At 55.3% G+C, this 10169-nt stretch carries 9 protein-coding genes and 1 pseudogene; 7 read left to right on the plus strand and 3 right to left on the minus strand.

Translation table 11 applies throughout. The annotated features are described in order from the left end of the window. Positions 1–487 precede the first annotated feature (487 nt). From TH25_RS18980 to msrB, 3 genes are all read left to right on the plus strand, one after another. Positions 488–754, plus strand: coding sequence for a hypothetical protein (locus TH25_RS18980; RefSeq protein WP_114089862.1), 267 nt, complete (start codon positions 488–490; stop codon positions 752–754). Positions 755–973: 219 nt separating this feature from the next. Beyond that, positions 974–1378, plus strand: a complete 405-nt coding sequence (locus tag TH25_RS18985) for an MAPEG family protein (protein WP_114089863.1) — start codon at positions 974–976, stop codon at positions 1376–1378. 108 nt (positions 1379–1486) lie between these two features. Continuing rightward, the gene (gene msrB / locus TH25_RS18990; RefSeq protein WP_114089884.1) at positions 1487–1936 is read left to right on the plus strand and encodes a peptide-methionine (R)-S-oxide reductase MsrB; all 450 of its coding nucleotides are present in this window, start codon (positions 1487–1489) and stop codon (positions 1934–1936) included. 96 nt (positions 1937–2032) lie between these two features. Here msrB and TH25_RS18995 read toward each other — a convergent pair whose 3' ends face one another. The 3 genes from TH25_RS18995 to TH25_RS19005 all read right to left on the minus strand — a co-directional run bounded on the left by TH25_RS18995 (position 2033) and on the right by TH25_RS19005 (position 6514). After that, complete coding sequence (locus TH25_RS18995) at positions 2033–5431, minus strand: acyl-[ACP]--phospholipid O-acyltransferase (RefSeq protein ID WP_114089864.1); 3399 nt, start codon at positions 5429–5431, stop codon at positions 2033–2035. A gap of 91 nt (positions 5432–5522) precedes the next feature. After that, positions 5523–5804, minus strand: a complete 282-nt coding sequence (locus TH25_RS19000; RefSeq protein WP_114089865.1) for a YiaA/YiaB family inner membrane protein — start codon at positions 5802–5804, stop codon at positions 5523–5525. Between the two features lie 14 nt (positions 5805–5818). Further along, a complete protein-coding gene (locus tag TH25_RS19005; RefSeq protein WP_114089866.1) occupies positions 5819–6514 on the minus strand; it encodes a PspA/IM30 family protein in 696 nt (231 codons plus the stop codon). 105 nt (positions 6515–6619) lie between these two features. Between TH25_RS19005 and TH25_RS19010 the strand changes: the two genes are divergently transcribed. From TH25_RS19010 to TH25_RS19030, 4 genes and pseudogenes are all read left to right on the plus strand, one after another. Beyond that, complete coding sequence (locus tag TH25_RS19010; RefSeq protein WP_114089867.1) at positions 6620–7252, plus strand: TetR/AcrR family transcriptional regulator; 633 nt, start codon at positions 6620–6622, stop codon at positions 7250–7252. 269 nt (positions 7253–7521) lie between these two features. After that, complete coding sequence (locus TH25_RS19020; protein WP_114089869.1) at positions 7522–8016, plus strand: GNAT family N-acetyltransferase; 495 nt, start codon at positions 7522–7524, stop codon at positions 8014–8016. A 199-nt stretch (positions 8017–8215) separates the two neighbouring features. Beyond that, complete coding sequence (locus tag TH25_RS19025) at positions 8216–8614, plus strand: VOC family protein (protein ID WP_114089870.1); 399 nt, start codon at positions 8216–8218, stop codon at positions 8612–8614. 97 nt (positions 8615–8711) lie between these two features. Continuing rightward, positions 8712–9813: pseudogene (locus tag TH25_RS19030) on the plus strand (IS3 family transposase). Positions 9814–10169 lie beyond the last annotated feature (356 nt).

The following is a 10169-nucleotide window of genomic DNA, read 5'->3' on the forward strand; positions in this document are numbered from 1 at the left end:
GGTTGTCAGAAAAAGTCGCACACCACAAGCAGAGGACGCACAGGGGCCGACACAAAAGACAGGATCGCATCGCGGCGAACCGGGTTAAAATAACCTGTCTCCGGCAGGCTTCAAGTGTGGCGAAGATTTTTTTAAATAATTTCCATTCTTGCGGGAACCACGTGCCAATGCCAACGTTCTGCTTTCAGAACACGAGCCATAACATATAAAAGCAGCGCATTTGAGCGACTGCAGAAGGCCCTGGCATAATATAAAAAACGGTAAAGCCCGGATGTCCGGAAACTGATTTCCTCCCTGCGTCCCCCTGCGCAGACTTTTGGCACCCTTCCCCCGGGGTGCCTTTTTCTTTTTGGGGCGGCTTTTGGGGCGCATCACAATTGGGAAAAATGCCCTGCAATTGCCTTCTCAGCGCATTGTCACGCCATTTTTCCGGGTCAGTTTCACAAAACAAGATCGATGGCATCCCTTTGCCAAGGAGCATGGAACAATGAGACATCTTCCCGAACACGCCAAAATCCAGCGCGAATTCCAGGACTGGGAATTTGGCCTGACCGGCTATTGCACCAACAATGACACCGGCATCGAAGCCCTGCCCAGCGAAGTTGTCCAGGCCTGGGACGATATGAATGCCGCCTGGAATGACATCAAAGACAGCCAGGGCAATATCAGCGACGCAAAACGCACGCGCTTTCGCGAAGCCTCTGACCGCCTGCAAAAGGCATGGGACGCCATGACGGCACAGTCACATACATAAACCATACTTTCTGACGGTCGCGGCCCCTGTTGCCGCCTTTTGACATATAAACGGCGTTACCCGGGCGTAACGCCGTTTATATTTGTCCCGATGCAAAACATCTGCATTTGTGAAACGTTATATCATCGGAGAGCGGGTTTTATCCGTATCCTTCACAGGAAAACGTCAAAACACCCTTGTTCTTCACCCCATACGGCTTCTTGCGAGAAAGGATATATCGTGACACTGGAATTATGGATTTTGGTGATTTGCACCATTCTCGGCCTGTTTTTCCCGTTCTTTTATAACTGGCACTATGGCAAACAGGTTGGTGGCAAGGCCCTGGCTGGCAACCGCGAAAACCTGCCCGAACGCCGGGGGGCTGCCGCACGCGGCCTGCGTGCCCATCAAAACCATCTTGAAAATCTGTTGCCCTTTGCCATCGTTATTCTGGTGGCACGCATTGCCGGAATGTCAAATTTTGTCACCGAGCTTGGGGCCGTGCTGTTTCTGATCGGCAGGTTGACCCATTCCATCACCTATTGCGCGGGCATTTCGGTGGCGGGCATTCGCTCGATTGCCTATTTTGTCGGCCTATTTGGCATTTTGTGCGTCGCATCCCAATTGCTGCATTTCCTGGCTTAAGCCCCTTTCGCCTGCCCGGCGACCAACCGCTGCCATCCGGGTGGGGATGGAAAAATGGGAACCGCCGCCTATATTGCGGCCATAACCGAACACAGCACAGGAAATGCCATGACCCGCTATCGCAAAGACCCCGATGCCATCGCCCGCCTGAGCCCGGAAGAATATTACGTCACCCAGGAAAACGGCACCGAACGCCCGGGAACCGGCAAATATCTTGATCATCGTGAACCGGGCATTTATGTGGATATTGTTTCGGGTGAACCGCTTTTTGCCTCCAGCGACAAGTTCGACAGCCATTGTGGCTGGCCCAGCTTTACCAAGCCGATTGACCCGGTCCATGTCAGCGAATTGCGCGATGTATCGCATGGCATGATCCGCACCGAAGTCCGCTCTGCCCACGGCGACAGCCATTTGGGCCATGTCTTTCCCGATGGTCCTCAGGAGCAGGGTGGTTTGCGCTACTGCATCAATTCGGCATCTCTGCGTTTTGTCCATCGCGACGATATGGAGGCCGAAGGGTATGGCGACTATTTGCCACAGGTAGAAACACCCGCATAAACCCGCCCGCACAAAACACACACCCGGCACAACAAAAAAAGGGCCGCCCGATAAACAACCGGTCGGCCCTGTTTGTTGTGCTGTTTAAATGGCTGTTTACGCGGCCGAGGCGCTTTCCTCGCCCTTCTCGATCATCTGCTTGGCCGCAACAAAATCAACCTTGCCGCTGCCCAAAACCGGCACCTTGCCAACCCGGATCTCGGCAGGCACCATGATTTCCATCGCACCTTTTTGCTTGGCAAAGGTCATAAAATCCTTGCGGGTGGCCTGTTCGGCATCGGTCAACATGATCAGGCGTTCGCCCTTGCGTTCATCCGGAATGGAAACCACCACCGACAGGTTGGACGGCCACAACGCACCGGCAAGGGATTCAACAGCAGCCAGCGACACCATTTCGCCGCCAATTTTGGCAAACCGTTTGGCGCGGCCCAGAATGGTGACAAAGCCCTCCTCATCGACTTTCACAACATCGCCGGTATCGTGCCAGCCCTCGGGCAGGGTCTCAAGCTGACCGGGGTTTTCGGCGCGCAAATACCCCGCCATCACATTGGCCCCGCGCACATAAAGACGGCCACCTTCATCCACACCGGGCACCTCGTCCAGGCGATATTCCATGCCCGGCATGATTTTGCCCACCGTACCGGCCTTGTTAAACATCGGCGTATTAAGGGCAATTACCGGGGCGGCTTCGGTCACGCCATAGCCTTCCAGAATACGCACCCCGAATTTTTCCATATAGGCCGCCCGCGTGGTCGGCTTCACCGGTTCCGCCCCGGCAAAACAATAGCGGATGGAGCGGAAATCATAGGGATGTGCGGTGCGGGCATAGCCGTTGAGAAACGTATCGGTGCCAAAAATGATCGTCGCGTTGGAGCCATAAACAAGCTCCGGCACAACACGATAATGCAACGGCGAGGGATAGAAATAAACCGGCACACCCGATGTCAGCGGCAAAATGGTGCCTGCCGTCAGCCCAAAGGAATGGAACACCGGCAGAATGTTAAACACCTTGTCCTGCGAATTGAAATCGATGCGCGAGGCGGCCTGCGCCACATTGGACAGCACATTCTGGTGCGTTAACACAACGCCTTTGGGTGTCCCCTCCGAGCCGGAGGTAAACAGGATCACCGCCGGATCATCGGCCTTGCGTTTTACCAGCGGCTTTGTCTTGCGCACAAAGCCCCTGATTTTGTCAAAGGATGTAACCGTTTCACGCAGATCATCAAGCCAGACGATATGGACCTGTTTTGCCAGCGCGTCCAGAACCGGCTCCAGTTTTGCCTGTTCAACAAACTGGCGCGAGGTCAGCACGGTGCGAATTTCCGCCGCCTTGCAGGCCGAGATAATATTGGCCGAGCCCGCCGTGAAATTCAGCATCGCCGGCACCTTGCCTGCCGACATCACGCCCAGAATGGTCGCCACCGAACCATTGGCATTGGGCAATAACAGGCCCAGATTTTTCTCGTCCGGAAACCGGGTTTTGAATTTATCGGCCAGCACGGCAACACCGGTTAACAATTTGCGATAGGAAAAATCGCCGATCACCGGGTCCTGGGTGGCAAGTTCGCCAAAACCACGGTCATTTGCGGTTTCAATGATCTTTTCCAGCACCGTGCGCGACGTATCGGTTGTGCGAAACAGCATCATCGACATCACCTGATAGAGTGCTGCCCCAGCCGCCAGGCGGCGTTTGCGGCCTTTCAGCGCGTCTTCCACCGGCAGGGAAACAGGCTCCAGAATGGTGACTTTGACCTTGGGGAACAAACGACGGCGCACATGTTTGGAGCTCAAGCGGGAAAAATAGCTTTTTTCCAGCCCGTCAATGCGTACCGGCACCACCTTGGAGCCGGTTTTGTCGGCCACCATTGCCGCCCCGTCATATACCTTCATCAGGCCCCCGGTCACAGTGATGCGACCTTCGGGGAAAATCACCAGCGGATCCCCTTTATTGACCGCCTTGATCAGGGTGCGGGTTGCCATCGGCTTGGACGGGTCCAGCGGCAAAAAGTTGCACAATTTCAAAAACGGCTTCGCCCACCATGCCTGGGCAATCGTGTAATCAACGGCAAAAACCGGTTCTTCATCGGTCAAGGCCAGGGCGACCGCCCCATCGAGGAAGGACACATGATTCAGCGCGATAATCGGCGCCGGACCGGCCTTTTTGATGTTTTCCAACCCGGTTACTTCCAGGCGCAAAAAGGCCCGGAACAGGATGGAAATAAAATCGCGAAAGGCATTGGTCGGCAGGGTTTTCAGCATCACCCACGCGGCAATGGCATTAAGGATCGCAAGGCCCAGCAACAGAACCGGGATCGACGTGCCCGCCGCCTGAAGGGCGGCAACCAGACCGCCACCGACCGTCATGAAACCAGCGCCCAACACATTGGCCGCGGCAATAACACGGGCCCGGTGGTCTTCATGCGCCCAGGCCTGCAAACCGGCAAATGTCGGCACCACCAGAAAGGCCCCGGCAATGGCAAGCCCGGCCAGATCAATGGCAATACGGATGGTATAATCTTCGGCAAAGAAAGCCAGCAGGGTGGCGGTTTCCGGGTTGGTGCTGGCCCCGGCCACGCTCCAGGCCAGATCAAGGCCAAAAGCGGCCATAAGGACCGTACCCACCGGGGCGGGCAGCAGCACAATCCGCCCGGCCGACATCCAGGCCGCAATGGCAGAGCCCACGCCCACGGCAACGGCAAAAACGGCCAGATAGGCAGTCACGACAATTTCCGGCCCGCCCATCAGGTTTTTCACCATCGGCGGCAACAGCGAAAGAATAATCGCGCCAACCAGCCAGAACCAGGCACTCATCATCGCGGTGCGCCAAATGCGGGTGTCCTGGCGCAATTCGGCGACCAGCCGCCAGGTGGAACGCAGGATATTGCGATCAATCGTCAGGCCCGGCGCCTTTGCGCCACCTTTGGGAATAAAGCGGCTGATAAACCAGCACCCCACCGCCAGCGCGATCATGGCCGGGCCAAACAGCCACGGATTAATGCCGTCGGTTGCGGCAATACCGGCACAAATGGTGCCGCCCAGAATGGCGATAAAGGTGCCGCCCTCGACCCAGGCATTGGCGCGCGGCAGGTCGCGGGCTTCCAGATGGTCAGGCAAAATGCCGTATTTCACCGGCCCGAACAAAGCCGAGATCACGCCAAACAAAAATAGCGCCACCATCAAAACCGCAACGGATGACAGGATAAAACCGGCCACTGCAACACAGGCGGCCCCGACCTCGGCCTTTTTCAGTTTTTCGGCCATCACGGCCTTGTCAAACTTGTCGGCCATCTCGCCGCCCAGGGCAGAAAGCACCAGGAACGGTGCCATAAAAATGGCGCCAGCCAGTGTCACCATCGCGCCCGCTTCGGATGCGGCCATGTTGAACAGAATGAGAAACACCAGCGTGTTTTTCAAAAAGTTGTCGTTAAAGGCCGACAAAAACTGCGTCCAGAATAACGGCGCAAATTGTCGCGTGCGCATCAGATGATTTTGCATAACATGTCTCCCTGTTGGGCGAGAGGCCGGCGTGAAAGCCGCAACGCATTCTTTCTATAGTTGTAATAACAGGCACAATACCAGCAAAAGATCAGGAGTCACTTTCGCCTTTGATACCCAAAATCAGCTTTTCGGTGCGGGCATCATCGACCCGGCGAATAAGCTTGTCGGCTTCCTGGTTATCGCGCAGGGTTTTGGTGACATTCACCGTGGTTTGCACCAGCATCAAAATACCCATCGTCAAATAGCCTTTGCCCCACAGGTCAATCGGCATCATGTAAAGGCCAATAATCAGCATAAAGGCCGAAAAACCGAAGCTGACATAAGAAAACGTGACCCAGGCAGAGGAATGTTTCATCAGATTCTCGCGCATGACTTTTCTCCTGTTCAAAGGGTTTCATCGGCCGGTTTGGCCTTTTGGCGCAAACGCCGGAGCACATCCTCTCCGGTAATATCAAGCGGCGCGCCACACCCGGCTTTGGCCAGTTTTTCAATAATCGCAGCGGGGCTGTCCTTTTCGCGCAGGGAAATCAGGGCATCGCGGGTCAGTTCCCGTTCCTGCTGGCGGCTTTGCAACCGCTCCAGGGTGGCCTCGGCATCATCAAGTGTTGCCAGGTCATAGCCGGGGACCTGATCGGTCAGGCGCTGTGTCCTGTCCCGGGCCAGGGCCAGTTTTTCGCCCTGCTGCAGGCTGGTCAGGCGCTGTTCGCTTGTGCGCAGGGTGGCCTTCAGTTTTGCAATTCCACTTTCAAATTCGGCCTGGGCCTTGCGGGAATTTTCCAGTTCGGTTTCCAGAAAGGCAATCGAATGGGCGGCTTCTGCGGCAAGGTCATCCTGCCCCTGCCCGATCGCGGCAAGTGCCCGTGCCTCAAGGGCTGCGCGTTTCGCCGCAAGCTTTTCGCCATTTTCCTTTTCCAGTTTGTGCTGTGCCATCGCAAGCGCCACAGCCTTGCGCGCCGCCTCAACGCCCCGGGCCGCCTCGCGGATTTGCTGCGCCAAAATGGGCAGGGCATTGCGATCGGCAAATGATTGTTCGGCGTCATAGGCACGACCGCGCAAAAGAGTCATGATTGATTTGAACATTATCCCGTCTCCATGTATGAACGTTGTTCAAGAATAGGGATAACGCAAAAATGAACACTGTTCAACAATTTTTTGAACAGTGTTCATTAAAGGAGACATAACCACATGGCCGACAAGCAGGAATCAAAACGCGAAAACCTGAAAAAACGCCTCGTTGAAAGCGCGCGCAACCTGATCGAACAGCAGGGGCTGGCAAATTTGCGCGCACGCGACATTGCAAAACAGGCAGGATGTGCGCTGGGCGGACTTTATACGGTTTTTAATGATATTGATGCCCTGATCCTGGCGGTGAATTCACATACGCTCCATGAAATGGAAAAGGTTTTGCTCAGAGAATCGCAAATTGCCGAGGATATGGATAGCCACGTTTTTCGCAGGCTATCGCTGGCTTATCTGCATTTCGCACAACAGAACCACAATTTATGGTCCGCCCTGTTCGAGCATCAATTGCCCAACAATGCCCCCGCGCCGGAATGGCATCAGAACGAACAAAGCTCCTTGATCCGTTTTATCGCAGCCCCCCTGGCAACAGCCATGCCAGATGCCTCCCAGGAAGACATTACCGCCCGCGCCCGCACCCTGTTTGCCGCCATCCACGGTGTTGTCTCGCTTAGCCTGGAAAACCGCTTCATCGGCCTGCCGGAAGACAAACTGGAACAGGAAGTGGGAAATCTGGCCGACATGCTGGCCGCAAGCCATGCCCTGCCCCCGCATCATCACCCGCAGGATCGCGCCTGAAACTGCCAGATCAGACAACAACGCCCTGCGCCGGATGCCCCAGGACCAACGACTGCCCTGCGCCCTGCCCGGCGCAACACCGGAAAAGTCAATGGCGGCAGCTTTTATGATCAGGCGCGTCAACCGCCATCAGCCTGCCCGGTTCCGGGGTTCGATTGTGCAGGCACCCCAATTGGTCTGGTCATGTCTTTTAAAGTGGCCCTTGGGCACAGGCCACTTGCCGCTTATGACAGGCCAAACATCGACCATATTCGATCAGGAACCAGGACATGACCGATAACACAGCCGACACCTCAAGCACTGCCAACATCGCCAGCACGCGATCCGCCCCCACGATCCGCCCGCTCCGCCCGGAAGATGAAAGCCAGTGGCGCGCGCTTTGGACCGGCTATCTGGAATTTTACGAATCCTCCGTCAGCCGGGAAATTTACGATACCACCTTTGCCCGCCTGTGCGACCCGGCCCGCCCCCAACAGCGCGCCCTTGTCGCCGAACACGATGGCAAATTGCTGGGCCTCGTGCATATCATTTTCCATGCCCATAACTGGCGGATCGAGGATGTGTGCTATTTGCAGGATCTTTTTGTCTCGCCCGACGCACGCGGGCTGGGCCTGGGCCGTGCCCTGATCGAGGCGACCTATAAACTGGCAGACGACGCCGGTTGCCCGTCGGTGTACTGGTTGACCCAGGATTTCAACACAACCGCCCGCCAGCTTTATGACCGCATCGGCACGCTAACCCCGTTTGTCAAATATCAGCGATAAGGCACGGCAACGCCCTGCCAGCCCCGCCCCTATCAAAACCAGCCTTTATCGACAAACACGAAAACTCTTCTCGTGTCCCCTCGCACATCACTGCTGTCACAAGGCTGTCAGTAGTAGTCTGCGAAAAGAGGAATGATGGACGGGTCCCATCCCCGGCCCAATCCCCGATATCTGCAACAGCCCAGCACGAGAAACAAACATGAAATTCGCCTCCACCCGCCTGATCGCCCGGGACATCAAAGCGATGGTCGCCTTTTATGAAAAGGTGATGGGCCAAAAGGCCGACTGGCTCGCCCCGCAATTCGCCGAAATCGTCACCCCGGCGGCCACCCTTGCCATCGGCAGCGTCGAAACCGTCGCCATTTTCCAGCCCGGCAGCTGCGAACCCGCCGCCAACCGCACCGCCATCATCGAACTGATGGTGGATGATGTGGATACCCTGTTTGATCAACTCAAAGACAGCGTCACCGTCGTCCACGAACCGAAAATGATGCCCTGGGGCAACCGTGCGGCCATGATCCGCGACCCGGAAGGCACGATTGTCGCGCTGTTTAAACCTGTATCGGATGCGGCGGTTGAGCGGTTTGGGAACCGGTGAGCCAAGTTACAAACAGTGCTCTGCGCCCTTTAAACTGGATCGTTTTTGATTGGAGTTTTCCGCGCTAGATTTCTGGTTGGAAAAAGGAGCGGAAGATATGAAAGCATCGAATTTTTCGGACGCGCAGAAGGCGTTTATTTTGAAACAGGGCGAGAGTGGCATGCCGGTTGCGGAAATATGTCGCAAGGCCGGTATCAGTCAGGCGACATATTTCAACTGGAAAAAGAAATATGCGGGTTTGTTGCCCGACGAGATGCGCCGGCTGAAGGCTCTTGAAGACGAGAATAATCGGCTGAAAAAGATTGTGGCTGACCTGACACTTGATCGTGAAATGCTTCAGGATGTTATTCGCCGAAAGCTTTAAGGCCTGCCTGGAAGCGCAAGCTGGTCGACGGGATGTTGGTGGAATGGGGAATATCAATCAGGCGGGCCTGCAAGGTTTTGCCGTTTGACACATCGACCTATCACTACAAATCCTGTCGGACGGATCAGGCCGCCGTCGAAAGACGGATCAAGGAGATTTGCGAGGCGCGTGTTCGCTATGGCTATCGACGTGTTCACATCCTGTTGCGCCGGGAAGGTTGGGTGATCAACATGAAAAAAACGCGTCGAATTTACAAAGAGTTGGGCCTCCAACTCAGAAACAGGCATCCCAAGCGGCGGGTCAAGGCCAAGCTGCGCGAGGACCGGCAGATTGCAGTCGGACCAAACGACATCTGGGCGATGGATTTTGTGCATGATCAGCTTGCCACCGGAACGAAGTTACGCATTCTGACCGTTGTCGATACCCATTCACGCTATTGTCCTGCTACCGACCCTCGGTTTACCTATCGGGGTGAGGATGTGGTTCAGACGCTCGAAAGAGTATGCAAGCAAGCTGGTTATCCAAAGACGATCAGGGTGGATAATGGCAGCGAATTTATCTCTCGTGATCTCGATCTCTGGGCCTATGCAAATAGCGTTACACTGGATTTCTCACGTCCTGGAAAACCGACGGATAACGGCTTCATTGAGGCTTTTAACAGCAGCTACGGATGGAATGCCTGAACACCCACTGGTTCATGAGCCTTGCAGATGCCCGTGAAAAGTTGGAGAATTGGCGTAGACACTACAACGAGGATCGTCCTCATTCGGCAATCGGGTACAAGGTCCCGATTTCACTGCATTATCCCGGCGATGTTACCAGCCTGTCACCGTGATAAAAGCCGGAAAGCTCTCATCTCCGGCGGTCCAGAATTGGGTCTCAGAGCACTTCCTGACAGACTCTACTCATTCTTGGACGAGTTTTAAGGGCTCAGGTCATGAGGGATGACATTATCTCTGCTGCACCTTTTGCATCGGTCGCAAGATCTAGCTCCCTTTTTAGCGCAGCATTTTCTGACTGTGCCGAATAGAGCCCTAAGTAAAATGCGAACGCAGCGACGGCCATCAGCGCCACTATTGCGGGAGACCACTCATTTAGCCGCTTTATTTTTGAAAAAAAATTTTGAGAGCCTGGATCCGGTCATAATTGGTTAAAGATGCCTAGGCTCAGGACCTATTAATTTTCGCTCCA

The sequence above is a fragment of the Thalassospira profundimaris genome (assembly GCF_003326755.1).
In the GTDB taxonomy this organism is placed as follows: domain Bacteria; phylum Pseudomonadota; class Alphaproteobacteria; order Rhodospirillales; family Thalassospiraceae; genus Thalassospira; species Thalassospira profundimaris_B.